This window comes from Alteromonas sp. H02, assembly GCF_059682525.1.
Genome location: NZ_CM185021.1, coordinates 462,972 through 489,854 on the forward strand (window position 1 = coordinate 462,972; position 26,883 = coordinate 489,854).

Annotated in this window: 24 protein-coding genes and 1 pseudogene; 19 read left to right on the top strand and 6 right to left on the bottom strand. The window is 50.3% G+C overall.

The window, feature by feature from the left end:
- Window positions 1-10 precede the first annotated feature (10 nt).
- From AC566Q_RS02105 to AC566Q_RS02115, 3 genes are all read right to left on the bottom strand, one after another.
- A complete protein-coding gene (locus tag AC566Q_RS02105) occupies window positions 11-1,165 on the bottom strand; it encodes an exo-beta-N-acetylmuramidase NamZ family protein (RefSeq protein WP_499613130.1) in 1,155 nt (384 codons plus the stop codon).
- 2 nt (window positions 1,166-1,167) lie between these two features.
- Window positions 1,168-2,097 (bottom strand): N-acetylmuramic acid 6-phosphate etherase, encoded by a 930-nt coding sequence (gene murQ, locus AC566Q_RS02110; RefSeq protein WP_499613133.1) that lies wholly within the window; start codon window positions 2,095-2,097, stop codon window positions 1,168-1,170.
- A gap of 61 nt (window positions 2,098-2,158) precedes the next feature.
- Window positions 2,159-3,739, bottom strand: coding sequence for a sodium:solute symporter (locus AC566Q_RS02115; RefSeq protein ID WP_499613136.1), 1,581 nt, complete (start codon window positions 3,737-3,739; stop codon window positions 2,159-2,161).
- 207 nt (window positions 3,740-3,946) lie between these two features.
- Between AC566Q_RS02115 and alr the strand changes: the two genes are divergently transcribed.
- Genes alr through AC566Q_RS02130 form a run of 3 tightly spaced genes read left to right on the top strand, consistent with a single transcriptional unit; the run spans window position 3,947 to window position 6,727 of the window.
- On the top strand, window positions 3,947-5,017 hold the full coding sequence (gene alr, locus AC566Q_RS02120) for an alanine racemase (RefSeq protein WP_499613139.1): 1,071 nt from the start codon (window positions 3,947-3,949) through the stop codon (window positions 5,015-5,017).
- Between the two features lie 16 nt (window positions 5,018-5,033).
- Complete coding sequence (locus AC566Q_RS02125; protein ID WP_499613142.1) at window positions 5,034-5,816, top strand: ZIP family metal transporter; 783 nt, start codon at window positions 5,034-5,036, stop codon at window positions 5,814-5,816.
- A 5-nt stretch (window positions 5,817-5,821) separates the two neighbouring features.
- Complete coding sequence (locus AC566Q_RS02130; protein WP_499613145.1) at window positions 5,822-6,727, top strand: glucosamine kinase nucleotide-binding domain-containing protein; 906 nt, start codon at window positions 5,822-5,824, stop codon at window positions 6,725-6,727.
- Here the strand turns inward: AC566Q_RS02130 and AC566Q_RS02135 are convergent.
- Window positions 6,724-7,380, bottom strand: a complete 657-nt coding sequence (locus tag AC566Q_RS02135) for a YitT family protein (RefSeq protein WP_499613147.1) — start codon at window positions 7,378-7,380, stop codon at window positions 6,724-6,726. The two genes, AC566Q_RS02130 and AC566Q_RS02135, sit on opposite strands and share 4 nt — an antisense overlap.
- Window positions 7,381-7,713: 333 nt before the next feature.
- The gene (locus tag AC566Q_RS02140) at window positions 7,714-9,231 is read right to left on the bottom strand and encodes a putative bifunctional diguanylate cyclase/phosphodiesterase (RefSeq protein ID WP_499613150.1); all 1,518 of its coding nucleotides are present in this window, start codon (window positions 9,229-9,231) and stop codon (window positions 7,714-7,716) included.
- Window positions 9,232-9,605: 374 nt separating this feature from the next.
- Between AC566Q_RS02140 and AC566Q_RS02145 the strand changes: the two genes are divergently transcribed.
- Entirely contained in the window at window positions 9,606-10,694 is a 1,089-nt protein-coding gene (locus tag AC566Q_RS02145) for a hypothetical protein (RefSeq protein WP_499613153.1), read from the top strand.
- A 125-nt stretch (window positions 10,695-10,819) separates the two neighbouring features.
- Here AC566Q_RS02145 and AC566Q_RS02150 read toward each other — a convergent pair whose 3' ends face one another.
- The gene (locus AC566Q_RS02150) at window positions 10,820-11,920 is read right to left on the bottom strand and encodes an ISAs1 family transposase (RefSeq protein WP_123323549.1); all 1,101 of its coding nucleotides are present in this window, start codon (window positions 11,918-11,920) and stop codon (window positions 10,820-10,822) included.
- A 108-nt stretch (window positions 11,921-12,028) separates the two neighbouring features.
- Between AC566Q_RS02150 and AC566Q_RS02155 the strand changes: the two are divergent.
- The 15 genes and pseudogenes from AC566Q_RS02155 to AC566Q_RS02225 form a co-directional block, all read left to right on the top strand.
- Window positions 12,029-12,097: pseudogene (locus AC566Q_RS02155) on the top strand (hypothetical protein); the annotation flags it as partial.
- 141 nt (window positions 12,098-12,238) lie between these two features.
- A complete protein-coding gene (locus AC566Q_RS02160; RefSeq protein WP_499613156.1) occupies window positions 12,239-12,661 on the top strand; it encodes a hypothetical protein in 423 nt (140 codons plus the stop codon).
- Entirely contained in the window at window positions 12,595-13,944 is a 1,350-nt protein-coding gene (locus tag AC566Q_RS02165) for a CsgG/HfaB family protein (protein WP_499613159.1), read from the top strand. The genes AC566Q_RS02160 and AC566Q_RS02165 overlap by 67 nt, the downstream gene beginning before the upstream one ends.
- A 16-nt stretch (window positions 13,945-13,960) precedes the next feature.
- Entirely contained in the window at window positions 13,961-16,765 is a 2,805-nt protein-coding gene (locus tag AC566Q_RS02170) for a fibronectin type III domain-containing protein (RefSeq protein ID WP_499613162.1), read from the top strand.
- Between the two features lie 2 nt (window positions 16,766-16,767).
- A complete protein-coding gene (locus AC566Q_RS02175; protein ID WP_123327233.1) occupies window positions 16,768-17,151 on the top strand; it encodes a hypothetical protein in 384 nt (127 codons plus the stop codon).
- On the top strand, window positions 17,148-17,585 hold the full coding sequence (locus AC566Q_RS02180; RefSeq protein ID WP_499613165.1) for a hypothetical protein: 438 nt from the start codon (window positions 17,148-17,150) through the stop codon (window positions 17,583-17,585). The genes AC566Q_RS02175 and AC566Q_RS02180 overlap by 4 nt, the downstream gene beginning before the upstream one ends.
- A complete protein-coding gene (locus AC566Q_RS02185) occupies window positions 17,563-19,047 on the top strand; it encodes a transglycosylase SLT domain-containing protein (protein WP_499613167.1) in 1,485 nt (494 codons plus the stop codon). Before AC566Q_RS02180 ends, AC566Q_RS02185 begins: the two co-directional genes overlap by 23 nt.
- A 22-nt stretch (window positions 19,048-19,069) precedes the next feature.
- Window positions 19,070-20,095, top strand: a complete 1,026-nt coding sequence (locus AC566Q_RS02190) for an LPP20 family lipoprotein (RefSeq protein WP_499613170.1) — start codon at window positions 19,070-19,072, stop codon at window positions 20,093-20,095.
- A complete protein-coding gene (locus AC566Q_RS02195) occupies window positions 20,092-20,802 on the top strand; it encodes a tetratricopeptide repeat protein (protein WP_499613172.1) in 711 nt (236 codons plus the stop codon). Before AC566Q_RS02190 ends, AC566Q_RS02195 begins: the two co-directional genes overlap by 4 nt.
- A complete protein-coding gene (locus tag AC566Q_RS02200) occupies window positions 20,774-21,493 on the top strand; it encodes a hypothetical protein (protein WP_499613175.1) in 720 nt (239 codons plus the stop codon). The genes AC566Q_RS02195 and AC566Q_RS02200 overlap by 29 nt, the downstream gene beginning before the upstream one ends.
- Window positions 21,483-22,274: an MlaE family ABC transporter permease gene (locus AC566Q_RS02205; RefSeq protein WP_170308541.1), complete on the top strand. Its 792-nt coding sequence runs from the start codon at window positions 21,483-21,485 to the stop codon at window positions 22,272-22,274. Before AC566Q_RS02200 ends, AC566Q_RS02205 begins: the two co-directional genes overlap by 11 nt.
- The gene (locus AC566Q_RS02210) at window positions 22,271-22,927 is read left to right on the top strand and encodes an ATP-binding cassette domain-containing protein (RefSeq protein WP_105936122.1); all 657 of its coding nucleotides are present in this window, start codon (window positions 22,271-22,273) and stop codon (window positions 22,925-22,927) included. The genes AC566Q_RS02205 and AC566Q_RS02210 overlap by 4 nt, the downstream gene beginning before the upstream one ends.
- Window positions 22,924-23,916: an MlaD family protein gene (locus AC566Q_RS02215; protein WP_105936121.1), complete on the top strand. Its 993-nt coding sequence runs from the start codon at window positions 22,924-22,926 to the stop codon at window positions 23,914-23,916. Before AC566Q_RS02210 ends, AC566Q_RS02215 begins: the two co-directional genes overlap by 4 nt.
- Window positions 23,913-25,754: a right-handed parallel beta-helix repeat-containing protein gene (locus AC566Q_RS02220; RefSeq protein ID WP_499613179.1), complete on the top strand. Its 1,842-nt coding sequence runs from the start codon at window positions 23,913-23,915 to the stop codon at window positions 25,752-25,754. Before AC566Q_RS02215 ends, AC566Q_RS02220 begins: the two co-directional genes overlap by 4 nt.
- Window positions 25,754-26,734, top strand: a complete 981-nt coding sequence (locus AC566Q_RS02225; protein ID WP_499613181.1) for a TP0624 family protein — start codon at window positions 25,754-25,756, stop codon at window positions 26,732-26,734. Before AC566Q_RS02220 ends, AC566Q_RS02225 begins: the two co-directional genes overlap by 1 nt.
- Window positions 26,735-26,883 lie beyond the last annotated feature (149 nt).

Here is a 26,883-nt window from a genome sequence, read left to right on the forward strand (position 1 = left end):
CCAAGGCTGATTAGTGCGGGTAAAGTAAGTACGGCTGGCGCTGTGCTTTAAAGGCATCCAGGCCCGGTTGCCAGGTTGTGCGGATGGCGGCAGGGTCAAGCCCTTCATTCAGCTGTTTACGTAGCTTGTCAGTACCGCTTAACAGATCAAAAAAGTCGGGACGGTCGATAAAGGTCTGCCCACGTTCCTCAAACTGCTGATACACTGCGTAAAGCAATTCAATGTTAAAGCCCTCAATGTTGCTGTCGCGTAAATCACGGCCAAATAATAATTCGCCCTTTAGCTTTGGGGTCGGCGCGCTTTCCGGCATGGGGTGCGGGGTAAAGGTAAACTCGCCAAGAGCTATCTCATTATGACCGATAACCTGAAACGGCCAGTCGGTACCTCTGCCTATACTAACTACGGTGGCTTCGAATAAGCATAGCGACGGATACAGGCGAATGGCCGTGCTGTTGGGCAAATTCGGGCTGGGTGCCACCGGTAATGCATAGTCGAGCGCTTTGTTATACCCGGCAACCGGGATAACTGTGAGGCTTAGCTGTTCTGCCTGATTTATCCAGGCTTCGCCTTTTATCATTGTTGCCAGCTCACCCACAGTCAGCCCATGTAGCAGCGGCAGCGGGTCCAGACTGACGAATGAGGTAAACTCGGCTTCTCGTAGGGGCCCGTCAACATAGCGCCCGTTGGGATTGGGGCGGTCCAGCACAATAACCTCGATGGATTGTTCAGCGGCGGCTTCAAGCACATAGTGCAGGGTGCTGATGTAGGTGTAAAAGCGCGCGCCGACATCCTGAATATCAAATACCAGCAGGTCGATGTCGCTGAGCATTGCCTGGTCTGGCTTTTTATATTTGCCATACAGTGAGCGGATCGGCAGGCCCGTTTTTGGATCTGTGCCATCGGTGACTTTTTCACCGGCGCCTAATTTGCCTCGGAAACCGTGCTCTGGCGCGAATACGGCCTGCACTGCCACATTGCGACTCACTAAGAAATCCACCAGATGGGTTTGTTTTACCCGGCTGGTTTGGTTAACTACCAGACCCACCTTTTTACCTGCCAGCAGCGGTAAGTAACGCTCTGGCTGCTCAGCGCCAACCTGTAGCGCTTTACTTTGTGAGGTTGCCGAGGTGAGCAACAACAGAATAATGGCCAGAAATCGGGTCATGACTAGGAATGAGATTGCACGGCACGGCGTAAAAAGCCACCGTTGTCGGCCAGTTGTGCTTCTGCTTCAGCGGCGCTCTGGCCGGTGAGGATCATCAGAATAGCCAGCTTGGCGCGGTTATTGGCGGCCTGTAGCGCTGCATCGGCTTGTTCTTCGCTGCAGTCAGTAGCCTGCATTACAATGCGCGTGGCGCGGGCTTTTAACTTCTGATTGGTGGCGTTTACGTCTACCATCAGGTTTTCGTATGTTTTACCTAATCGGATCATGCTGGCCGTACTGAGCATATTAAGAATTAGCTTTTGTGCAGTGCCCGATTTCATGCGGGTTGAGCCGGTAATGCATTCAGCACCTACCACGGCACAAATACCAATAGCGGCTACATGCATCATGGGTGACTCTGGGTTACAGGTCACAGAAATGGTGGCGGCGTTGAGCGAGTTTGCGTAATTCATTGCTTCAATTACGTAAGGCGTGCGGCCGCTGGCCGACAAGCCGACCAGTACGTCATTGGTACAAAAGTTAATGGCTTTTAAATCTTCCACACCCATCACGGTGTCATCTTCGGCGCCTTCCACAGCGTTCTTAATGGCCTGATCACCGCCGGCGATGATTCCGATGACCATGGATTCCGGTACGCTGAAGGTTGGCCGGCATTCTACTGCATCGAGAATACCCAGACGGCCGCTGGTTCCGGCGCCCATGTAAATCAATCGACCGCCAGCCTGTAGGCTCGGCACTATAGCGTCTACGGCTTTGGCGATGTGAGGGATGGTTTTACGCACAGCATCGGCTACCCCTGCATCTTCCTGGTTGATCTTTTCCAGAATTTCGATGGTCGGCAGTACATCAATATCCATCGTGTGAGGGTTACGGCCCTCGGAAATAATTCTGTTCAGTTGTTCAAGCAATGTTGCTGACTGTTTATTTGTCATGTGCATAGTTAACTGCCGACCTTAGGGTTAGCTATCGTCCAGGTTAAACGTGTTAGTCCATTCATTTTACTTCCGCCTTTGTCTCAGGCATGTATTCAGGCTGGCGGCCTGCAGCACATACCAGCGTGGCCACCAGCGTTCCAATCACCAGTTGCCAGGTGAACCCCAGACTCAGTTGCCAGGCTTCAGGTAAATACCAGCTCATCACATAAGGTTGTAGCAGCAAGGGGATAATAAAACCACACAATAATGCTGCTGTGACGGAGGCAGGGCTGCCTCGCTGAGTAAATAGTGTAATAAAGTATACGCCAAGTAAGCCACTGTAGGAAAAAACCATCACACCCAGGGCAAACTGTAATAACGGCGTATCTGAATACTGTTGCCAGTAATAGCATAAACAGGCCATCGACGCTAACGCCAATGCTACTATCGCCATGGCGACCCGGCCGGCGTTTACAAAATGGTGCTCACTGCGCTGCTGGCCCCGTTTGCGTTGCCAGGGGCGGTATAAGTCCTGTATGAGTACACTCGACATGGAATTTAACCCGGAGTTCAGTGTGGATAGCGCGGCGGCAAGGATACCTATGGTTACCAGCCCTTTTAAACCCGCAGGTAAGTCGGTGAGTACGTAATACATAAAGATAGTGACCGGCTCGCCGGCAAACTGCGGCACCGGTGCACCGGCATTGCTGGCCATCAAAGCTGGTTGCTGATAATAGATATACAGCAGCAGGCCTATCACGATAAACAATAACATTACCGGGATTACCATAACCACCGACCAGAGCATGGCTTTGGCCCCTTCCTGCGCGTTGCGGCAGGTTAGCACCCGCTGAGTCATATCCTGATCGAGTCCAAAGGCGGCGATATTCAGTAACACAAAGCCGGTAAATACCGAAGTCAGGGTAAACACGCCGGAGGGTGAAAAGTCGATGCGGCTGTCGAACAGGGTGAGTTTTGAAGGCTCGCCGGCACCGGGGTTTTGTAAAACGTCGAGGATTGCCGGCACATCCGCGGGGATTGCATTCAGCAGCGCTATAATCACCGCCACGGCGGCGCCGATGTAGGTGAAAGCCTGCATGACATCACTGTAGATAACCGTACGGATACCGCCATAAATACTGTATATCAGCCCGATAACACTGATCAGCAGTGTGGCGGTGATGACGCTACTGGCAGCAATATTGCCATACAGGATCATTGCGACAGCCAGTGCGGCCATGTAGAGTCTTGCCCCACTGGCAAAGATGCGACCAAACAGGTACATCAGTCCGGCCTTTTGTTTGGCGCCGGCACCAAAGCGAGTTTCCAGTAATTCGTAAACGGTAAACACTTTTAGCTGGTAAAAGCGTGGAATGAGCACCCGGGCAACGAAAAAAGCGGCTATAAAAGCGCCGAGGTTGGTTGCCAGATAGGTCAGGTTACCGCGATAACCCTGATCGGGGCCGCCTAAAAACGTGGCGGCAGACTGGGATGTTGCCAGTACAGACATGGCAACCATCCATACCGGCATTGCCTGACCACCTAAAAAGTAGTCACTGGTGTTTTGCGCACGTCGATTAAAGTACCAGCCAGATACCAACAGCAGCAGCCCGTAAAAGGCAAACAGCAATAAGTCTGGCAGGGTGTAATTGGCTAGCATTTATTCTCGTTCTCACCGTTTGAAAGCTGGGTTATCATGGTGCTGTGTAACCAATAACCATCGATATCGACACCAGTTTGTCAGAGTTGGTGTGATTTTAGAATATATTATTCTGCGCTATTTTCAAATTAAGAATTTATTAATTTATAAGCAAGGTGTATTGTACAGGATATACCCAATGTAATCCGCAACCTGAGAGTCAGTCGCTTGAGCAGATCAACCCGCGCCATCATTAACCCGGATGCTATTCGCAATAATTTCCGCCAGCTGAGTGCTGGCCGGGATTGTACGGCTATTGCGGTGATTAAGGCAGACGCGTATGGGCACGGTGCGATAACGGTAGCTAAAGCGCTGGCAAAGCAGTGTGAATTTTTTGCCATTGCTATTTGCGATGAAGCGGCGGCACTCAGAGAGGCAGGTATTAACCAGCCGTTACTGGTACTTGAAGGGCCTCATGATGCTGATGATTGCCGTGCAGCCCGGGCCGGTAATCTTATTTTGTTGGTGCATAACCAGCAACAGTTGGCCTGGCTGGACGAACTTGAACAGGCACAACGGCCCGAGGTCTGGCTCAAGGTTGATACCGGCATGCACCGGTTAGGCTTTAACGCTGACGATATTGCTATGGTACTGAGTAGCTATGAATGGCTTAATCAACAGCAACCGGTGCTGGTTTCTCATTTTGCCTGTGCTGATGATCCTGACAACCCGAATAATGCCGCCCAACTGCAACAATTTTTAGCGCTGACAGGGTCACTGGCCCTGCCGGGTTGTATGGCGAACTCTGCGGCGACTTTATGTAACCCGGCGAGTCAGGCCGACTGGTGCCGGTTAGGCATTGGTCTCTACGGCGCCAGCCCGGTGACTGGTCATGCTGCTGCTGAATATGGCCTCACACCGGCTATGACGCTGATGGCGCAAATTATTGCATTACATAATGTAAAGCAAGGCGAGACTGTAGGCTACAGCCAGACATGGACGGCCCCGCGAGACAGTGTCATCGCTACTGTGGGGATAGGCTATGCCGACGGGTACCCCCGCCATTGCCCGAATGGCACGCCGGTTATCGTGCGTGGTCAGCGCGGGCAACTGGTAGGCAGGGTGTCCATGGACATGATTACCATTGATGTTACCCATATCGGGGAGGTTGCCCTGGGTGACGACGTGGAATTGTGGGGCGCGCAATTACCGGTAGATGAGGTGGCCGACCGGGCCGGCACCATTAGCTATGAATTGATCACCCGCGTCTCGGCCAGAGTACCAAGAGTCACTGGTTAAAATGGGAAATGGGTAATTGGATAGTTCACAAATAGTTTGGGCTGGTGTTATCGCCAGTGGCTGTGCCAGTCTGGGTACTGCTGCTGGAAGCCTCGGGGTCTTTTTAATCAGGCAGTTGTCACGCCGGCTGGAAGATGCCCTGCTTAGCCTGGCTGCCGGGATCATGCTGGCCGCCACCTTCTTTTCGTTGTTACTGCCATCGCTGGAATATGGCAGTACCTTATACGGTGGTGAAATGGCGGGCGGTATGGTGGCCGCAACGGGGCTGATGACCGGCGCGTTTTTATTGTTTTTTATTCACCAGACGGTGCCCCATGAGCATTTTGTTACCGGGCGTGAAGGGGCGTCGAAAACCAAATTAGCCAGGATTTGGCTGTTTGTACTGGCCATCACCCTGCACAACTTTCCAGAGGGCCTTGCCGTTGGCGTTGGCTTTGCTGGTGGTGAAATGGCAAATGGACTGTCTCTGGCACTGGGCATCGGCCTGCAAAATATACCCGAGGGCCTGGCGGTATCAGTGGCCTTGTTATCGGTGGGATTTACTCCAGCCAGAGCGTCACTGATAGGTATTGGCAGTGGCCTGGTTGAGCCGCTTGGTGGACTTGTGGGCGCAGTCGCTGTGTCGGGCGCTGAAGCGTTTATGCCATGGGCGCTGGCGTTTGCTGCCGGTGCCATGTTGTTTATCATTTCTGATGAAATCATTCCGGAGACCCACCAGAATGGTAATCAGAACATAGCCACGTTCAGCCTGCTTATTGGTTTTGTGGTAATGATGTTGTTGGATGTTTTACTGGGGTGATGGAAATGACACACAACCTGAAGTACGGCGAATACTGGCTAGGCGTAGACGGCGGCGGCACCAAGTGCCGGGCTGAGCTGTTTAACGAACTCGGTGAGTCGTTAGGACAGGGAGTTGGCGGGCCTGCCAATATCGCCAGGCATGGGCAGCTGGCTTTATCGTCAATACTGACCGCTGTAAAGCATGCTGTGGCCGATGCCGGGCTGCAGTTTAGTGACATCAGCAGTGAGCTGGTAGTCAGTGCGGGCCTGGCCGGTGCCTACCTGGACTCCTCCACAGCGCTGCTCAATCAGTGGCAGCACCCTTTTGCTGAACTGGTTTTCTCTTCCGATTTGCATACTGCTTTACTCGGTGCCCATGGTGGCGAGGATGGTGTTGTGATTATTACCGGTACCGGCTCTTGCGCTGCGGTGCTGCAAAATGGCAAAGTTACTCAGTATGGCGGCTACGGTTTTCAGCTTGGTGATCAGGCCAGCGGTGCCTGGCTCGGCCAGATGGCAGCCAGACAAGCGTTGCTGGTGGCCGACAAACTTGGCCATGACAGTCTGTTATGGCCTGAAGTGAGTCGTTTCTATCATTGTTCAACCCCGTCCGGATTAGTTGAGCGACTCAACAGCGCTTTGCCTGGTGAATTTGCCCGCTTTGCGCCCCGGTTGTTTGAACTGGCTAAGGACGATGCAGCGGCAGCGGCGATTATTAAAGAGGGTGCCGGATATTTAAATGAGCTGGCTAAACGAGCGCTTGTAAACAGCAACATGAATCTGGTGTTCAGTGGAGGCCTGGCCACCGCATGGCGGCCTTATCTGGCGGAGTCTGTTGCTGCGCGCATCAAACCTGCCCGGCAAGGGCCGGAATGGGGTGCAGTTTACCTGGCTAAACAGCAGCTTACAGCAGTGGATACCAGCTTTTAGCCGTTTTGCGGGTGCAGATGCTCCACTTCATCATCTGCCTGAGACTTTTTTACGGCGGGCAGGGTGTAACGTTCCGGTCGGTGATTCAGTGAAATCACCATGTTCAGACAAAACGCTGCCAGAATAGAGATTAGCACCAGATGCGCGTCGATAAACACAAACGACAAACTCAGGATGCAGGTATCAGCAATTAGCTGGAACGAACCGGCGCGAATATCAAACCGACTTTGCAGATAATAAGCCAGGATCCCAAGTCCACCAAGGCTAGAGCTGTGACGAAACATGATGAGCATGCCCACGCCAATTAAAATGCCGCCGAACACTGCCGCGAAAAAGGGATCGACCCGTGAAATATCAACAAAATGGGGAACCCACTCAGAAAACAGCGACACGGTAGTAACGGAAATAAACGTATTGATCATAAACCGCTTGCTGATATGTCGCCACGCCAGATAATAAAACGGTAAATTGATCAGGAAGAATAACAAGCCAAACTCAAGCGGTGTTACATAAGTCGCCAGCAGGGCAAGACCCGCGGCGCCACCCACCATGAGCTCCTGAGACTGAAACAGGAAAATACCAAACGCCACAAACAAACCGGCGCATAGCAGAGCAAAAACATCTTCAAAAACACTGTGTGATGCATTTTTCATAATAATAAACTGGATTTCTGTCGTTCTGAATGAAGTTAATTCGTCTGTTAGTTTTATAGGTTGACGAAAAATTAAGCGTCTATTATACGTGCATTACAGCATCAGAGTAGCCTGCGGCGGCCACTCGGGACCAGAGTAGAGACTCTTCTGGTATGGTAGCTTTACGTGGTGTTGCTTAGTTATTTTTAATATGTATTTTTTTTGTAAATTTAATCGCTGCTGTGGCCAGTGTATTGTGGCCTTGATCGTGAAATGACTGAGCTGGCAGGGTAAATTGATTGCCTGATGAGCAATTCGTTTCTTGAAATACTCACCTTTATAAAACCAGACAGTTTATTGCTTAAGAAAATCGACCAGTTTATCAACCGGTAAGGGTTTACTCAGCAGGTAACCCTGAATGCGATCACAACCGATGGCGGCTAGCGTCTCACGCTGGGCATCATCATCCACGCCCTCAGCAAGCACTTCGAAATGCATGGCTTTACAAATATCAATCATACCTTTGTAAATTTGCCGGGCTTGCTCACAATGAGCCAACTCTCTGACAAAGCTCATATCAATTTTTATAGTGTCTACCGGTAATCGGGTCAGGTAGCTCAAAGAGCTGTAGCCAGTGCCGAAATCGTCGATGGATAGGGCAAACCCGGCGTCACGCAGGGCGGTAAGAAGTAATATGCAGTGATCAAAGTCGCTGATAAAAGCGCCCTCGGTGATTTCTAACTCGATGTCACTGGTATCGATGTTATAAGGCTTGAGCAACGCCAGCAGACTATCGACCAGTTTAGCTCGCATAAAGTCGTTAGCTGAGATATTGATAGACACTTTGCCGGTAAACCCGTGCATGCGCAGTTTCGGGATGTCTTTGGCAACCTGACGAACAACAAAGTCGGTAATGCTGCAAATTAAACCGGTGCGTTCAGCAAGGGGGATAAACTCACCGGGGGAAATCAGTCCTTCGGTAGTATGGTTCCAGCGGATCAGTGCTTCCAGACCGTTAATCTGCCGGTTATGCAAGTCCTGCTTGGGCTGGTACCACACCAGTAAACTATCTTCTTCGGTCAGCGCCTGATTGAGCTGGGCTTCGAGCAATACCTGGCGGGTCAGGGTGTGTTCCTGCTGAGGATTGTACAATTTCTCTTTGGTCAGCGGGTCGTCTTTAGCATGGTTGAGGGCAATATACGCACTTTCCAGCAAACTAACGGGTTCTTTGCCGGTATTGATATTCAGAGACAGGCCAATTGAGGGGGTCAGGAAGACGGCACCTTTCTGGGTCATAAACGGTGGTTCGAACTGTTCGCAAATCCAACTTGAGACCTGCCAGATAGCCTCGGCATCGGCTAGTTGCGTGACCGCCAGGGCAAACTCATCACCATGCAGCCTGACCAGCTTAAACCGGGAGCCATGGTAACGCTCGAGGCGGCGGGCAATTTCAAACAGGACAAGATCACCGGCTGCATGGCCAATGGTATCGTTAATATCACTGAAATCGTCGAGCTCGACCAGACAGATACCGGTTATCGCCTCCGGGTCCTGTTCGTACCAGATACCCAACTGACGCAATAGAGACACACGCAATGGCAGTTGGGTGACGTGGTCAATTTTTTCCTGCTCCCGGTTAATTACAATTTCGACTTTGTCATCTTTTGCGATGAGCGTGACACAGCGGTGGCACAAAGGGACCACGCCATGGGTATTCTGCTCTGACGTAGCATGCAGTTTATGCAGATTTTTAATCAGGTATTCGCACTCATCGGGATAGATAACAGAACGACTTTGCAGGTTCAGCAGGTGCGCTTCAATATCAGAGACGTCACATTCAAAATACCAGATTCCGGTTGAGTCACTTTGCATTGCGCTTTCCTTCAAAAATAAAGCCGGGAGGGAAGGATATAAAGTAGCCAGACGCCAAGGTCACGCTGGGTCAGGCCTGTACACACTATTAAAACTATACGCCCATGCCGACTTTATAAAGCTTTTTTTTGTGCACGGCTGAAAAAAGTCGCCATTTAGCAACACATCGGATTTGTAGGGCTAATTTGTCAACTTATGTCCTATAAATGACCAGATAAAACCCATAAAATACAAAAATTAAGTTCACCATAAATCGACAGGTTGACTTCTTTTCACGATATTCGGGTAAAGCGCCCCACGTAATAGTGCAAATTGCCGGGTATTGGATTATATTGAACTACTATTGGTAGTAATAGTGGGTATTTGGAGACACTATGGCAGTGTGCAGTGGAAGCATCAGACAATATTCTTTCGTAGTTGCCGCATTTTTTGTTGCTTTTCTGAGCGTTGTGAGTGCACCAGCGACCGCTAAGCTGGTTGAAGCCAAAGGCATCAGCGCGGTGGCAGACAACAACATCGTCGAAGCCCGCAAAGTGGCCCTGGAAAATGCAAAACGGGCCGCAGTAGAACAGGTGGTTGGCACCTTTGTGCGCTCCCGTACCGACGTTAACAATTACCTGCTCGGCAAGGACCAGATCTATTCCAGCACTGCTGGCCAAATCGACGAGTACAAAATTATGTATGATGGCGTTGGTGACAGCCAAGACATCTATGAAGTGGTAATTCAGGCGGATGTACGGGTTGATTTACTGGTCGACAGAGTTGCCCAGATTCAGGCCTCTATGGGCTGGACCAAAATGCCCCGCGTTACCGTAGTGCTGGACGAGAATTCGACTAACCCTATCATTGCCCAGCATGCCCGTAACGAAATGACCGAACGCTTGTTACGGGATGGCTTTCAGGTGTTTGACGAGGACGAACCCATTTATGCCGGTTTTGCCGTTAACCTGACCGTGGATGCTCAAATAAAGCCGGAACAATTTCAGGGCATGAAGATTAATGCCAACGAGCTGACCCTGGGCATGCAGGTCACCCGGGTGGGTGATAACCAGGTGCTGGCTGCAGGCAGCAAGAGCGCCAGCAAGCCGGGCGTTAAATCGAACAGTATTTTTGCAAAGCTATCAGCCGATATCATTCGCAAGGAATGGCCTCAGTTACGTAAGCAACTGATCCGTTTCTGGCACCAGGAGCAGGTAAAAGCCCGCAATGTGTTTCTTGATATTGAAGGCGTTGAGTCACTGGATGTCGCGAATCAGATGAAAGCAGTCATTCAGGAGGCCATGCCGGCCATTCAGCAAATCGAAATTTCTAACATCGCCAATGGTGTGGCACACCTTGTCATTAGCTATAAGGGCTGGACAGAACAGTTATATGAAGAACTGCTGGCCAGTAACATAGCGCAACGACATAAAATACAGATTGTTGGCGTCACAGGTAACAAAATCACCGCAACCAAAGTTTGAGGATCAACCAATGAGACGGTACGTATTGGCCGCTCTGGTATTGTCAGCCCTGGCAGGCTGTCAATCAACGGGCAAGGGAAAAAAAGAGTTTGATGTATCTCAGCAGCCAGGGCAACCGCATACTTTTACCCAAAAATAAGCTCTGCTCTGAATTCATCGGCCCAGCCAGCCATTTTGAGTTTGCTTCTCATGCTGGCTTTCTTGGGGTGTAAACGAGCCATATTCAAACAAAACCGCCTAATCACTCCGACATTTTCCGCTCCGTCCTCTTTGCGTATTCGGCTATCATCTTCTTTGAACGTCACGTCTAACACCCAGTGGACTTTATTTTCGACTTCCCAGTGTGCTCGGATAGCCTGGTTGACCGCAACGGGGTCAATATCCAGTGAACTGATGTAATATTGCGTTTCAGTGCTCACCTCTTTGTCTTTAAGGTGGCGCTCTCGCTCTATTTTGATAACACTGCGTATACCTTTCCAGTGCTGTGCTTCACTTATCCACTCACTGACTCTTAGTTGCTGGCACCGGCGTACTTCAATTCGTCCATGGCCAGAATCAGTCTGTTCATTACAGGCAATCCAAGCGGGATTATCCCTCTCTACCTTATGGAAATAGGCGGCAATTTCATCGCGTAGTTGTTTGTGGTTGTTTTTGATGCAGAGCACATAATCTGCGTTCTCCGAGCTGATTTTCTCGACTATCTTTTTCTGAGAGTTCATGGCATCTGCACTGATAAGAGCGCCTTTAATATTAAGCGTGTCGAGTAGGTCCAATACCGAAGCATTCTCATTTTTCTTGCCCGATGACTTCAGTTGCGCAAGCACTAAACCTGCATCTTTGCTCCAGGCGGTAATGCTATGTAATGCCGTTTGCTTATCGCCATCGTAGGAATGACGAAGTGTCTTACCGTCGATGGCAATTTGAGGCTTACCCGTTTCAACACGCACTTCATTCACCCAATTCATAAAGGCTTTATTTAATTGTTCAGGGCATATTACTCGAACAATTCGGGCAATGGTATCGTCAACAGGAATGCCGTTTTCAAAGGGACGGTATTGGCGCAACCAATCAAGTTTATCTCGACCAAACACTTCTATATCGCTCCAACCCTCTGCTCCAGAAAGGACTGCACTCACAGTCAGAAATATCACATCAATAAAGTCATGTTGAACATTAATTTGCGTGCGGGGATCGGTAACTTCTGAAAAATGGCTTAGAAAACTCATAATTAACTCGTGTCATCAAAAAAACTATTTGATCACACTAATGATGATAAATATAACGAATTAAATCGATCAGATATCAGAGTAATTTAACAAAAGTACGATCTTGCCCTGTCTCAGCAGCTCGCTGCAGCCGGGAATTATGCTGAGGCCATTGCTTACCTTAAGCAGGCAATTGCCAAAGAGCCGGATAACCAACAGTATTCAGCTCAGCTTAGCAGCTTACGCCTGAAAGCCTCACAGACACTTATTAGTCAGGCTCAGGGGCTGCTGAATGCGGCCAGTGTCAACATTAATGATATTGAGAAAGCAGAGTCTCTGGTGGCGGAAGCAAAGCAGTTCTCGCCGAACCTGCCGGCCATCGTGCCGCTGGAAAGTCAGATTGATACCTCACGCAGTGAACTCATTGATGAAGTGAAAGAACGTTATTCTGAAGCACTGGCACTGATTGATCGTCAGGACTGGGTGCGCGCCAACCTCACACTACAGCAGGTACAAAAGCTGTATCCAAACTTTGAAGCATCAGTCCCCTTAGCTTCGCGGATTAAAACCGAAGGTACCCGGGACTATTTGCTGCAAGCCAAGAAGGCTTTCGTTGAGTATGAGTTTGAAGATGCCAAGCTGGCAGCTCGCAAAGCCACCATGCTGGATCCAAACAACGCGCCATCGCCAAGAAAATGGCCGCCGATGCCGACCAGAAAAACAATGCCACTTTCTTTAAAAACCTGGCTGCCCAGTCGTTAGATACGCAAAACTGGAGTCAGACTGAATTTGCCTGTGAAAAAGTGCTTTCGTTCAGCCCTAACGACCAGGACTGCATTGCATGGAAAGCCACCGCGCTGGAAAAACAGGTTGACGAGAAAATTGTTGAAGCCACCCGTTTACTGCAACAGGGCTACATCGCCCGGGCAATCAATCTGGCGATTGAAATCGATGAGAATACCGGTGGTGCGCTGCCTCCGCGTGCCGTTGCACTGCGCAACGCCGTGGTATCCCGCGCCGAAGATATTGCCATTGAATACATGGACAATCGTTACTGGGGTGTTGCCTGGTACATGTATGAGTTAATCGGCAAGCTCGATCCGTTAATGGAAGGCCTGTTCGAGAAGTCACGTGATGTGCAGGATAAAATTCGCGAGCGTGTCATCAAATCTATCGCGGTATTCGACTTTAAGAGTCCTTCTTACAACATGGATGCGGGTGGCCTGATTGCTGGTAAGCTGATTTCCAACCTGTTCAACAACGCCACCAAGGATATCAACATCCTTGAGCGTGAAAACCTGAAGTCAATCCTGGAAGAAATGAAACTAGGCCAAATCGGGGTGGTATCTGAAGATACCGCGAAAGAAATGGGCCGTTTATATGGTATCGACGTGGCAATCATGGGCTCGGTACTGCTGTTTAAAGTAGACGAAACCAAATCCGAAAGTGCCGAAACCGTACGTTATCAGGTAGGCCAGGAAATTCAGGACAACATTGACTTCCTTAACTGGAAAGCGCTGAACCCGAATCCGGATAAAAACGACCTGAAAGAAGCGCCTCAGGCGAAAATTATGGTGCCGGTTTATGCGGAAAAAGAATACACCGTAAACAAAGCCAAAAAGGTTGGTTTTATCGAGATTTCGTACCGTATCGTTGATGTTTCAACCGGACAAAACGTGAGTGTGGATACCATCCGGTCGCGTCTGGTGAAAGAAGACGTGGGTAACGACGGGGTAAAAGACGCCAACATCGCTTACGATCCACTGGAAATCGCCACCGACACTGAAATGTTGCAGATGATGGCCGATCAGGTGGTGGAAGACTTATCCCGTAAGGTATTACAACCACTGCGTAACCGAGAAGTGGATTACTTCGAAGCCGGTGAAGAGTTACTGCTTAAGCGGAAAGAATCGCTGGAAGCACTGGAGCGGTTTGTTGATGCCAAGTTTGACGAGCGGGTTAAATCAAACGTTAACTCTCCAATCTCCGCCAAAATTGACGGGTACATGAAGCAAATCATCGAAACCTATCAATTTAAAAACTAGTTAGCAGGCGAGGGATATGCAAGCAGTAATCTATAGAGTAGTAGTGTTGGTGATGTTGTTGTTACCAACCACTACTTTTGCAAAAACCAGCCTCGCTTTATTTAACTTGTCACCGGCCAGTATTGATGCTATTGGTCTGGACGGTGACCTGCTCTTTTCCATGCGAAAGGAGCTGGAGCGTTCGCAAACCTATCAACTGCTGTCTAGGCGCCAGATGGAAGAAGGCCTGTACCGTATTGGCGGTGCACAGGTAGCGGATACGCAAAAGATTATTCAGTACGGCAACGGGCTGGGCGTTAATTTTATTTTGTCTGGCTCCATCGACATTAAACGCGCCACTATTATTGTGGACTTCAAGCTCATTGATGTGTCAAATGGCCGGGAAGCAGCGATTTGGCAGGAAAGTTTTCAAACTCAGGGAGAGTTGGTTACCCGGGCGCCAGAAATCGTTGAGTCACTGGAACGCCGCATTCGCCGCGCCTTGTCGGTGCAGCCGGATATCGCACAAGCCAGTGCCGCACTCACTACGTTTACCAGCAAAGCGCAGGGCGAACAGATTGTGCTGAACTGGGCAACGGCGGATATTGGCGCGGTTTTTTATTACAATCTGTACCGCGGCGAATCAGAATCGGGGCCTTTTGAGTTTGTTGAAAGTACTACTGAAAGCCAGTATGTCGATACCCGAATTCCCCAAAGTGGCACTTTTTATTACCGCCTGGATATTATCCTGGAAACCGGTGATGAAATGGATGGTGGCCTGGTCAGTAAAGCCACTATTGCTAAAACTCAGGCCAGTGCCGATGTAGCAGCGCCGTCTATCCTGCAGCATCAGGTTTATGTTAATGGCGTCAAGCTCGACTTTGTTCCGTCGATTGCTAATCAGGAAAAAACCGCTGCCTATCAGGTATATTATCGTGAAATCGGCGGCGTGTGGGCGCCTGCGGTAAAAATTGAAGACACCGGTAAAATTAATTACTCCGTTTCTGCTGTTAATCTGATGGAAGCGGATAAAAGCTATGAGTTTGCGGTAACTACGGTAACCAACAGTGGTAAGGAAAGTGCAAAGTCTCCACCGGTGATGGTCACCAGTGCACCGATCATCCTGCTTAATGCGGAGAGTGAGATAAAAACCCGTGAAGTCACCCTGCAATGGCAGCCGGCCGCATCAGAATACAGTGTGCGCATCGAGCGTCGCGGTGCCGGCACCAATGACTGGCAAACGGTGGGCGAAATTAATCCGGGCCACAACGGCACATACGTAGACAAACAGGGGCTGGAAGATGGCCTGGTTTATGAGTATCAGGTTCGCCTGTTCGATCAACTGTCTGCCTCTGCGCCTTCTAATATAACCCGCAAGGAAACCAAAAAACTGGCGGCACCGGCAGAGTTCAGCGTGTCTGGCGGGGTGAAATCTGCGCACTTGTACTGGCAGGCGGTAAAAGACGATGATGTGGTGGGGTATCGGATCTTCCGTACGGAAGGAGAGCTGAAGCAGGATACCCTGCTCGATGAATTAGCCGATGTCAGCGGCGCCGATAAAACGCAATTTATTGATGGCGTGGATAATGGTCAGCCTTTAAAAGACGGCACGACCTATCATTACCTTGTGGTTGCACTGAATAAATTCAAAGGCGTTGGTTTTGTATCAGCAACCCGCAGTGCGCAAACTAAGCCACGCCCTGATCAGGCGCAGAGCCCGGCGCTCTCGGCAGACAATAATACAATTCGTGTCAGCTGGCCGCCATCGGGCGAGGTAGATATCAAACAGTACCGTTTATACCGCCGCTGGAATAACCAGGGCTGGCAGGAAATTGCGATGGTGCCCGCCAATGAGTCAGCATTTATCGATGCTAATCTTAAACCCTATGCGCAAACTTCCTATTATGTGGTGGCCGAGGATAAAGACGGCTTGCGCAGCGACCCGTCGGCGTTTGCCAGTATTGCTAGTCCTGATGAAGTAACGCTAAGTGTGGCTGCTCAGGGCATGTTGCGACGAACAGATTTAAGCTGGACTGCTCATAAAAATATTGATGGCTATAAACTGTACCGCCGGGTGCAGGGTGTAACTGACTGGGACTTGGTAAATGCTATCACAACACCGAGCATTACTCAGTACTCCGACAATGACCGCCGTAATCTGGCTGATGGGGTTAGCTATGAATATGCGATTAGTGCGGTAGACGGTGACAAAGAAACGCAAAAGTCGAATATCGTGACGGCCACTACCAAAGCGGTGCCGGCAGCACCTCAGAACTTTGCGGCAGCGAGTAATCAGGTGAAGCAGGTAACACTTACCTGGCAGCCGGCTAACGATGCCGATATTAAAGGCTATAAAATCTATCGTGAAGACAAAGGCAAATTTGATTTGCTGGACACCCTGAGCAGTCGATCGGCCAGTCGCTATGTTGATGAGGGGAGCTTCTTCAGCAAACTGGGGGATGGTCAAACCTATCGCTACAAAATACTGGCGTATAATCTATATGATGCCAATGGCGTAACCTCGCCGGTGGTTGAGGCCAGAACCAAACCGCTACCGGCCCGCATTGAGGGACTAAGCGTTATGGAATCGGCGCCTAACGTGGTCTTGCAGTGGCAGCCGGCGCCCGAAAGCGATATTGATTTTTATCAGATATACCGTGGCTCCAGTTGTGGCAATGTAAGAAAACTGGCTGCTGTCAGTGCCGCCAACTACGTTGATACAGATGTCTCTGGCAATCGCAGTTACTGCTACCGGGTATCCGCGGTAGATAAAGATGAATTAGAGGGAAGCGTCTCTGCTTCTGCTGAAATCACCACTGCACCGCGTGCAGAAGGGAACTAAATATGATCAAATTATCCAGGCTGTTATTGCTGTGCTCGGCAGTAACAGTGTTTTCCGGTCTCAATATGGCTGTGGCCAATGAGTATTCTGCGATTAAGAAAGTGAGCGAGTCGAAAGAGCTGGAAGGCCTGCGCGACAAGTACCGCGAGTGTGTATTAGCCAAAGGCACGCTATATTTAAAAGTCAACGATGTGAACTCTGCTATCGCTCATGCGCCCATTGCCTGTAAGCGTGAATTACTGAGCGTGCGTCAGTTTTTGCTCTCCGGTGCGTTTAAAGTGGAAGTTGTTGATCAATTGATGGATTCAGTACGGGAAGGTGTAGAGATTGACCTGGTTAATCACGTCTACGCTGAGGTACTTAAGCAAAAAGGGATTAAACCATGAAAGTAACGTTTTTACTGCTGCTGTTGACCGGTTTTATCGGCGTAGTTCAGGCTGAAGATTTACCCGGTGTAGTGACGGCGCAGGGTTTTGGTACTGTGGATCCGGCGATGGCAAAAACCAACGCACAGGCTCGTATGCTGGCTAAACGCGCCGCCCAGCTTGATGCTCAGCGCCAGTTATCTGAGCAGGTAAAAGGTATCGAATTACGTGCCGGTTCTACCGTAGAAGAATATGAAGTAAAAAGCGATATCATTGCGACCCGCGTGAAAACCTGGTTACAGGGTACCGTTGTGGTAGATGAGAAGGTGTATGAGCAGGAAGGTACCTGGATTGCTGAAGTGGTACTGGGCATTTGCCTGACAAACGAAGCAGATATTTGCAAAGAACGGGAAAGTCTAGAGGCGATCAGTAATGCGGCACGTTCTCAATATTAGCCTACTGGCCGCGTCGCTGGTAATCAGTCCGCTCAGTGCTGCGCAGTCGGTAGATGACTTCGATGAAATCAGCGCGCGGATGGATGCTGAATTTGAAAACCAAACAAAGCGGATCGATGATATCTACCAGGCGGTCGATGAAGCCATCGACCGCGCTTTTCGTGGCCTGACCAAACGCATTGAAGTTAAATGGCCGGATGGCGCCCTGCCTGAAAGGCACCGCTGGGTTACCTATAACAAAACCATGAGCAGCCGGGCAATCGCCGACTTTGAGTCGGGTGAATTGATCATCGAAACCCTGGTTGAGCCTGGTGAGGATCTGCAGGAACGGGTTGCTGAACTGATGGAAATGTCATCTTCCATTGCCACTGCCACACCCGCCGAGCTGGATGAGCAGGACGTATTGCTCCAGGAAGTCACCAAAGAGGTGGCCGAGGTCACCGAAGAGCCGGTAGCGATTACATCATCTACTGATTCATCCCTGGCCAGTGTGCTGCCCGACACCATCGGCGGTCAGCTCGAAGGTTTGGCTGACGCTTTACAGCAGGATTTCTCTGCAGTGCCTGAGTTAAAGATTGAATCTGAGTCGGTTGATATCAGTGCGGTGGTAAGCAAAGTGGCGCAACAGCAACAACTAGCCAAAGACAATGCGGGGCAGCCACGGCCGCAGCCAAAGGTAAATGACAAGGCGGAAGAATCACCACAAGTCGCCGCTGTACCTGTAGAAAAATCACCTGTTGTCGTTGAGCAGCCAGCTACACCGCAAAACCCCAAAGTGGAAACTGAGATAGCAGCAACCCCACAACCTGCTGAACAGGCCAAACCCTTTCCGGTACCCGCCCCCATGCCGGTGTTGAGCGTAGTGGAAGAAAACGGGCAAACGCGCCTGCAGTTAAAAATTGAGTTCGTGAACGGTTATCAGGAAAAACTCGTTAAGCAGTATTTTGATGATATTAAAGGCTATGCAGAACAGTATGATGTGCCGGTCTCAGTGATCATGGCCATCATCGAAACAGAATCAAGTTATAACCCCAGAGCGGTATCTCCCGTTCCCGCGTTTGGTTTAATGCAATTGGTTCCTAAAACCGCTGGCCTCGACGCACACCTTTTTGTGCACGGCGAGAAAAAGATAGTAAGTGCTGAGTATTTGTTTAATGAGGATAACAACCTGAAGCTTGGCTCAGCTTATTTCCACCTGCTAACCCACCGCTACCTACGCAAGATCACCGACCCGCAGGCGCGTTTTTACTGTGCGGTTGCCAGTTACAATACCGGAGTGGGCAACGTAGCCAGAACCTTTACCGGCAAAAAGAGCATTACCGCCGCGGTGAACACCATCAATGAGATGTCACCCGATGCTGTTTATGATTTTCTGATGGAAAACCTGCCAGCCCAGGAAACTAAAAACTACCTGAAAAAGGTAGTTACCCGAATGGCCAAATATAAACAATTTGATGCGTAACCCGTTTAAAGTGAGAGCAACAATGAACACAATGCGATATTTAACTTTGGTGTGTGCGTTCCTTACCGGCCTCGCGAATGCAGAAGAAGTCGTTGAGCAAAAGCCCGGAGGCTTAATTAACTGGTCTTCCGGGGTGATTTCAGCCTACGGTTACGGCGTTGCACCGGATGATGTACCGCTTGTAAAACAACGGTTGCTGGCCCGTCGGGCAGCGCAACTGGATGCTTACCGGAACCTGGCCGAGATGATTAAAGGCGTGCGGGTATCGTCTGAAACGGTCGTTGAGCAAATGGTGGCCCAGAGCGATACGGTGAAAACCAGCCTGGAAGCCATGATTAAAGGCGCTGCGATGACCGCCGATCATTACCAGAACGACGTTGCAACGGTTACCATGACCATGTCACTGGACGGTCGTTTTATTCAGATGATTGCGCCTGAGGTAGCAAAAGGCGGCATGACGGCGGCAAACTGGTACGATAAACCGGTGCAATGGGTACTGGCACGCACCGGCCAGATTGAATGGCCCTCGCTTACCCTGTTCCCCACGGCTGCGGCAGCAGAAACAACCCAGAGCCATCTGGTTATCGACAACCCCAACCAACTGGAACTGGTAAAAGAAATTACCCGGTTACTGAAAGCCCACAGCCAGCCACAGGTTATCGCTCAACTGGAACAACAAATAGAGTTCTACGAGAGTAACAGTAACTTTACCGGCGTATTAATTGATGCCAGCCAGATTGCTAATTTTGAACTGGCGACCATTCCGCGTATCAGAAATCAGAAGGGCGACATTATTTACCCTACCGCGGACGATTTAACCCAGGGCCGGATCAGCAGCCGCCCGGTGTCTTACGACTTTGATGTGAATGATGCGGTACGCAACGCGCGAATTGCGGTTAAACCTTTTATCATTCCGGCTGAAGGCACCTATAAATCGCGTAAGTCAGATTTAGTCATCAGTGACGCTGCCGTGGCGTTACTGAAATCCCAGCAAACCCTGCAAAAAGCGCTGGGTAACGCCGAAGTGATGATAGTGATTGCCAGATGATGAGCGCCACCTGCTATCGAGGGTTATTGGTGTGCCTGCTGCTGGTGTTTTGCCAGCCGGTTGCCCATGCGTCACCCAAAGTAGCGATTGTTGAAGCGCAAATCCTCATTGAAAGCGGCGAGTACGAAGAAGCTATTCGTTATCTGGAGAATGCCACGGTACAGTACCCGGGCAATGACATGCTGCTGTCGCTTTATGGTGATGCGCTGTACGAAAATAAACAGATAGCCGAGGCCGAGGTGGCCTTTCGGCGGGCGCTGGAAATCAACCCGTTGAATGCCCTTGCGGCCCGCCGGATAGAAGTAATACGGTCTATTTACGATGCGTCGGTGAGTGAGCAGGCTCAGCAGTTAGAAGAACTCACCCTTGATAAACTGTTCGACCTCATTGCGATGGCCATGGCGTTTGCCCTGGGTACGGTGATGTCGAAATATCTGCGTAAATTTTCCGACTGGAATTTTATGCGTCGCAGCCGCAAATTGTTCTTAAAAGGCGATTACGATGACTTTGTTGATTTGCTGGAAATTCAGTTGTCGACTAACGAGCTAAAACCTCTGCGCCGTAGTATAAACTTTATGCAGGAACAAATGTCGCAGGACGAAATCATGACGTTGCTTAATCGCTACGTAAACACGGAAGATAATCTCCATACCCTCACCCGTATGGTAAGGCTAAGTTATGAACACGGCGATACTGCGAATACTTAGCTTTTGCTGCGCCGCCTTGTTGTGGAGTTGTGGCAGTACGCCACCGCCACTCAGTCTGTCTGCACAGTATCAACAGCTCGCGCAGGACGCCGGTTTTCCGGTGTACGCCATGCGTAATATTGCCAATCAGGCCTATCTGAATAACGACCTGCCACTGATGGCGAAGGCGCTGTGGAAATTATGCCAGCGAGGGGTTGCCTCCACGGGAGTCACCGATGATTGTGCGGCACTGCTGGACGTGGCAATTATTCAGGGCGATGAGTTAGCCCAGGCAAGAGCCCACCTGGGGCAGTATTTTATTACCGGCAACCCGGGTGATTACGCGCGCGCCATGGCGGCACTGCCAGCCAACGACGCGTCTTACCGGGCCATCTTTGATATCAGTGTGGATAACTGCCTAAACAGTACACAAACAACCGAATGGTTAGCCTTACAGTGTTATCTCTCTGGCAAAGCCGCGTTCAACGAACCGGCCTTACAAAAAGCGTTGGTGTTATTTGAGCAATTTGATGCCCGCCATAACATGGCAGACAGCTATTTTTTACTGGCAAAGTTAAAATACGAGCAGGGACAACCGGACACGGCAGCGGATTATGCGTCGCGGGCAGCGCTGCTGCTTAGTCAGCTGGGCGAGGCCGCCCGGGCAGAGCAGGTCAGAGCCTGGCGCAGGGATACGGTTCATGCTCAGTAGCCTGGGATTAAGAGCCCGGCGTTATGCCAATGTGCTGGTAGGGATAACCGGTCTGCTCGGGCTGGCGATTAATACCTGCCCGCAACTTTTAAAGCCTCAGCGGCGTCGTATATTCTGGTTGCTGTTTAAGCGTCAGTTGTATAACTCAGGCCTCAGAGCAGCGTCGATCAACACTATTATTGCTGTGTTGCTGGGCGTGTTCGTGATGTCCAAGGCTTATTCGGTTATTCCCAATAATATGCAGTTTATCGATTACTACGCGCAGTTTTTTAATATTGTGGTGAATCGGGAAATCGGCCCGCTAATTTCCGGCATTATACTGATCGCGCGTTCAGCTTCGGCGGTAACCGCAGAAGTGGGGCAAATGCAGCTATACCGCCAGTTTGATGCTTTGTCTGCGGTGAATATGAGTCCGGCACTGGTTTTCTTGCTGCCCGTGTTCTTTGCGTTTCCGCTGTCTTTGTTGCTGATGTTTTTCTATTTTAATCTGATATGCGTGTTTACCTCCTATGCGGTCATCGAGTTATATCATGAGGGTGGCATTACACTGATGGCATTTATCCGTGCCCTGCTAGAGCAGCTCACTTTCACCGAAGTGCTGGTGAGTATGACCAAGGCGCTGGTGGGCGGTTGCCTGATTGGTCTGGCGAGTCTGTTTTTTGGCTACAATGTACAAGACCGTTTTACCGATGTGTCGCGGGCAATTTCTAATTCAAACACCTTTCAACTGTTTGCCTTTTTTGTGCTGAACGTGGGCTTGTCTTACCTGGTGTACCTATGACTTGCTTACAGATAGATAATGTTGATTTGCGGTTTAACGATAATGTGGTGTTCCGGCAGCTCAACCTGCGCGTTAATAGCGGTGAAATTGTGTGTGTGGAAACTGGCGTGCTCGATGGTGGGTCGAGTCTTTTAAAGCTGGCTGCCGGGCTGTGCGAACCGGATGACGGCAACATCATTATCGAAGGCTTATCGCTCAGGGATATGACCGAACAGGCGCGGTTTAAAGCTACCTGTATGGCTTTTGAAGACGGTGGGTTACTGAGTATATTTACTAACTACAATAACATTGCCTTTCCGATGCTGTACCATACGCGGATGTCTGAAAAGGAAATTGCTGAACACATAGAGCCCCTGGCAGAGGCGCTGGCAATAACCGAATTACTGGCGCTCGAACCGCATCAGCTGAATGATGTGCAAACCCGTATGATGAACCTGTTACGGGCCATGGTGTTTCGGCCTAAACTGATACTACTGGATGAAGTGCAAAGCGGAATGTCACACGAAATGCGTGAAAATATGCTAAATGTGTTGCTCAGGGAACAGCAAGCGCATCAGTATGCGGTAGTGATGACGGTCACCGCCGGCGATCGCACCGACTTTGCCGACCGGGTACTGGCAATCCATAACCATCAACTGGAGGAAGTACAATGAGCTTTGCGCCATCACAGTCGCTGTCTTCCCGTGCGCAGGATACGCTGCTTGGTTTGTTTGTGGTTGTGGCTGTGTTACTGGCTGGCTGGTTACTGTTTGAGGATTTACAGGAACAACACGCCGATCAACTGCGTTTTCGGGCTAACCTTTCTTCGTCGTTCGGACTGAGCGTGGGCTCGCCGGTGAAAATTAATGGTGTCAGCGTGGGCCGGATTGATAATATCCGCCTTAGTGAGCAGGGGCAGGTGGCGCTGGACTTAGTGATGCAACGGGAATACCAGCCACTGTACCGGGCGGGAAGCCGGCTTAAGATAGATTCTACGCTGGCCATTGACAACGTGCTGTCGGGCGCGGCCATTGCTTTTATTCCCGGGCCGGCGGGGCAATTACAAAACGGTGCCTTGCTGGAAGCCGAAGAGCCACGGTCAATCCAGGATCTTATGCAGGAATGGGATATCCAGGCGCTGTCACAAAAAGTGGCCGATATACTGGTGAACCTCGACAACATAGTGACCAATGTCAGTGATAATCAGGACTCACTGACGAAAAGTCTGGAAAACGTTGCTGCGCTGACCTCCAGTATGACCGAAGCCAGTCAGCAGTTGCCTGACGTGCTTAATCAGATGCAGCGCACCATGCAGGTGATGGAAAACACGCTGCAGGAAGGCTCGCAAACGGTGAACGATAATATGGCTACCTTTGCCGAGGTGGCAGAGCAGTCGGCACAGTTAATGGAAAGTATTAATGCTATCGCGGTGAATATGGAACCCACTGTGGCAGACATGCCAGAAACCCAGGCATTACTTAACAATTTATTGTTTGAGGTAAATGGTCTCACCCGCCAGTTACGTCAACATTGGTTATTACAGGGCGGGGAGCCCGCGCCGATACCAGGCAAGGGGCGGGAAAATAATGGTTTGTTCCCGCCTGATGAATCCCTATACGACCCTGCGGTACCACCGCCTGTGGAAGGAGAATCCAAGTCATGAATAAGCTGTCTGTGCGCCTGTGGTTAGGTGCGGTGTGTCTGGTGTTGGCTGGTTGTACGGTAAGTACAAAAGACACGGTGCTGGTGGGTCCACCGCAACGTTCAACCAGCAGCGAAGTTGAGAACAACACCGGCGTAAGCGGTGACCAGCAGGCGATTCCTTCGAGCATTGCCATTTTACCCTTCAGTAATGTCACCGAGGAAAAAGTCGCCGGACCGCTGCTTCGACAAGTCATTAACAGCCAGCTTTCCGGCCGGAACTTTTCGGTAATGCATCCGGGGGAAGTGGATAAACGGCTGCCATCGGGTCCGCTTGATCATACTCAGATGGCGTCTTACCTGGGCGTTGAAGGGGTACTGGTTGGTGAAGTGGTAGACTTCGAACGGTTTTTTGCCGGAATTTATTCAGAGATCCGGCTGGGCATTAAACTGTCACTGTATAACACCAAAGGCGATGTGGTATGGACCGGCGAGCATGAGGTCACTCAGCGTGCCGGTGGTGTATCGACTACCGCCTGGGGCTTATTACTCAATGCTGCGATTGCCGCCATGAACCTGGATGATGAAAACCTGCTCGCGGCCGCCGACGAACTGGGTCGCAAAGTGGCTTTTGAATTTCCTCAACCGCGCTTTTATAAAGGCAGTGCCGGACCTCTTATTGAATCAGTTATTCACGACAAAGCTGGCAAATGGCTACGCTATGGCGACGTAATCGAAGTTGGCGTGAAAGGCGAAGCAGGTTTGCAGGCATTTGTAGAGCTTGGTAATCAGCTACGTACCGAGCTTAAAGAAGTGGAGCCAGGGATTTATATCAGTGAGATCCCGGTACAACCCGATTGGAACGAACAGCGGGTGCCGGTTACCGGTATTCTGCAAGACACCGATGGCAGCACCAATACCCTGCTGAGTATTACCGGCCTGGTGAATTTTGATAATGAAGCGCCACCGCCGGTCACTAATCTGGTAGGCAGTCAGACTGAAACCACCCTTAAACTGGCCTGGCAGGATGCTGAAGTTGCAGCCGCCTATAAAGTAACGCGTACCAATGACGGCGGTAGTCAAGTCATACAGCAGAGCAGTGACTCCTTCGTGAACCTCGACATTGATTCAGAAGCATTCAGTAAGAGTACCTATGAGGTGGTGGCCATTGATGAGGCCGGCAATGCCAGTGAGCCTAAGGCACTGACGCTGACTACCTATATAAAGGAAGTGGGTAAACAAACCTTTGTGAGTGGCCCGCTGCAGGGTGGTTATACCGGTATATTGTCGCTAACCGAAACCTTTAGTCCTTATCAGGTAAAAGGTGAGGTGGTGTTTGAAGAAGACAGTGAGTTGTACATTGAGCCGGGTGTGGTGCTGGAGTTTGAACCCGGTGCGACTATCGAAATTAATGGTGAGGCGTATTTCTGGGGGCTGAAACAGGATATCCGTATTCGTGCCAGTGGCGAACAAGCGCGCCGGGAGCCATACCTGATTGTTAACAATACCAAACCAACACAAATCTCAGGACTAAAAATGTCCGGCGCCGGCATCGGCATACTGGTTAAATCCGGTCAGCCACTGCTGGAAGCCATTGAGATAACCGGCAGCCGTTTTACCGCGTTGAGTATCGAAGGTGAATCCAATGTGACCTTACGCTCCTGCGTAATTGACGGCAGTAATACGGCCGGTATTGTGGTGAGTGATTATGCCAAGCTCAATATGACCGACTGCACGCTGCAGAATAATTTCCCGTTTCATATTCAGAACGCGTCCAGTTATGAGGTCATAGCCGAGGGCAACCAATGGCAACCTGCGCCATCTGAAACGTCAATTTTAGGTAAGGTAAGGACTAAATAATGAGAAAGCTTTTATTCGCCCTGGCGCTGGTAAGCAGCAGTAGCATTGCCGCGGACGCTCATTATGAAGAATGGACAGCGGCCGGCGGTAAAATTAACTGGACCACGGCGCAAGTCTCTGCCGAAGGTTATGGTTTGCCGCCGGGCAATGTGGGCGGTAAAGCCGGGCCATTACTGGCGTGCCGTGCGGCAGTGGTGGATGCTCAGCGTAATCTGCTGGAGGCAACCCAGGGCGTCCGGGTTACTGCGACCACCGTTATCGACAACTACATGTTGAGTAACGATAAGGTGAAAAGTGAAGTGGAAGGGATCATTCGAAATGCCCGCATTATTAGCCGCACTCCTGCCAATGACGGCAGTTGCAAAATAGAAATGGTGATTAACCTGGGCGGTAAGGCTTCTAAAACCATTTATCAGGAAGTCTATCAGGAAACCGGCCTGCAAAGTTTCTATCGCTCAACACTCGACTGGTTAGGCGGAGCAGTGATCAGTAAAGCCTATGCTCAGGACGATGTGGAGCTGGAGCAACCGGTATGGCTACAGGAAATGGAAAAGCTCAACCGTCGGTTATCGGTTATTGAGCAAAAACTGGTTGAGAACCGTCGCCAGGAAGCTCAGCCTGCGCCGGCCACCGATGTGCAGCCTACCGGGCTGGTAGTGGATGCCAGAGGCAGTAACTTTATTCCGTCACTGAGTCCGAAGATTCGCCAGTTACGCGGCGCGGTTGTTTACCCGGATCAGGGCGCTAGTAATGAGCGCTTACTGGAGCGTGGTCAACTGGTGTCTTTGTTCGCCCGCGATGTGGACTTTGCTGTGCAGCACCCGGTGGTTGGAAATCGCCCGCTGTTAGTTAAGGCGCTGCGTACTTATGGTGATACACGTACCGAAATTGTGCTGGCCAGCGAATATGCCGAGCGCATTATCGAGCTTAATGATAAAGGCTTTTTCAATGAAGCCGGCGTTATTATTGTGCTCGACTAAGCGGTAATCGCTTAACAACCTTGCGTTGTTAAAAACGATTCTTACTACATTAAATTGGGCCGTAAAGGCCCAATTTGCTATCCGTTACCTGTGTCAACATAGCCAAACTCAGGTCTTTTAAGGCATACTTGACGACCTCGAAGATTACT

What these genes read in the sequence shown, in the direction of transcription:
- AC566Q_RS02165 (WP_499613159.1), top strand. Translation starts at nt 12,595, where the DNA reads ATGGCCGCCGATGCCGACCAGAAAAACAATGCCACTTTCTTTAAAAAC.
- AC566Q_RS02115 (WP_499613136.1), bottom strand. Translation starts at nt 3,739, where the DNA reads ATGCTAGCCAATTACACCCTGCCAGACTTATTGCTGTTTGCCTTTTAC.
- AC566Q_RS02105 (WP_499613130.1), bottom strand. Translation starts at nt 1,165, where the DNA reads ATGACCCGATTTCTGGCCATTATTCTGTTGTTGCTCACCTCGGCAACC.
- AC566Q_RS02190 (WP_499613170.1), top strand. Translation starts at nt 19,070, where the DNA reads ATGAACACAATGCGATATTTAACTTTGGTGTGTGCGTTCCTTACCGGC.
- AC566Q_RS02185 (WP_499613167.1), top strand. Translation starts at nt 17,563, where the DNA reads ATGCGGCACGTTCTCAATATTAGCCTACTGGCCGCGTCGCTGGTAATC.
- AC566Q_RS02180 (WP_499613165.1), top strand. Translation starts at nt 17,148, where the DNA reads ATGAAAGTAACGTTTTTACTGCTGCTGTTGACCGGTTTTATCGGCGTA.
- AC566Q_RS02175 (WP_123327233.1), top strand. Translation starts at nt 16,768, where the DNA reads ATGATCAAATTATCCAGGCTGTTATTGCTGTGCTCGGCAGTAACAGTG.
- AC566Q_RS02215 (WP_105936121.1), top strand. Translation starts at nt 22,924, where the DNA reads ATGAGCTTTGCGCCATCACAGTCGCTGTCTTCCCGTGCGCAGGATACG.
- AC566Q_RS02170 (WP_499613162.1), top strand. Translation starts at nt 13,961, where the DNA reads ATGCAAGCAGTAATCTATAGAGTAGTAGTGTTGGTGATGTTGTTGTTA.
- AC566Q_RS02205 (WP_170308541.1), top strand. Translation starts at nt 21,483, where the DNA reads ATGCTCAGTAGCCTGGGATTAAGAGCCCGGCGTTATGCCAATGTGCTG.
- AC566Q_RS02135 (WP_499613147.1), bottom strand. Translation starts at nt 7,380, where the DNA reads ATGAAAAATGCATCACACAGTGTTTTTGAAGATGTTTTTGCTCTGCTA.
- AC566Q_RS02225 (WP_499613181.1), top strand. Translation starts at nt 25,754, where the DNA reads ATGAGAAAGCTTTTATTCGCCCTGGCGCTGGTAAGCAGCAGTAGCATT.
- AC566Q_RS02140 (WP_499613150.1), bottom strand. Translation starts at nt 9,231, where the DNA reads ATGCAAAGTGACTCAACCGGAATCTGGTATTTTGAATGTGACGTCTCT.
- AC566Q_RS02210 (WP_105936122.1), top strand. Translation starts at nt 22,271, where the DNA reads ATGACTTGCTTACAGATAGATAATGTTGATTTGCGGTTTAACGATAAT.
- AC566Q_RS02195 (WP_499613172.1), top strand. Translation starts at nt 20,092, where the DNA reads ATGATGAGCGCCACCTGCTATCGAGGGTTATTGGTGTGCCTGCTGCTG.
- AC566Q_RS02130 (WP_499613145.1), top strand. Translation starts at nt 5,822, where the DNA reads ATGACACACAACCTGAAGTACGGCGAATACTGGCTAGGCGTAGACGGC.
- murQ (WP_499613133.1), bottom strand. Translation starts at nt 2,097, where the DNA reads ATGACAAATAAACAGTCAGCAACATTGCTTGAACAACTGAACAGAATT.
- AC566Q_RS02150 (WP_123323549.1), bottom strand. Translation starts at nt 11,920, where the DNA reads ATGAGTTTTCTAAGCCATTTTTCAGAAGTTACCGATCCCCGCACGCAA.
- AC566Q_RS02220 (WP_499613179.1), top strand. Translation starts at nt 23,913, where the DNA reads ATGAATAAGCTGTCTGTGCGCCTGTGGTTAGGTGCGGTGTGTCTGGTG.
- AC566Q_RS02145 (WP_499613153.1), top strand. Translation starts at nt 9,606, where the DNA reads ATGGCAGTGTGCAGTGGAAGCATCAGACAATATTCTTTCGTAGTTGCC.
- AC566Q_RS02200 (WP_499613175.1), top strand. Translation starts at nt 20,774, where the DNA reads ATGAACACGGCGATACTGCGAATACTTAGCTTTTGCTGCGCCGCCTTG.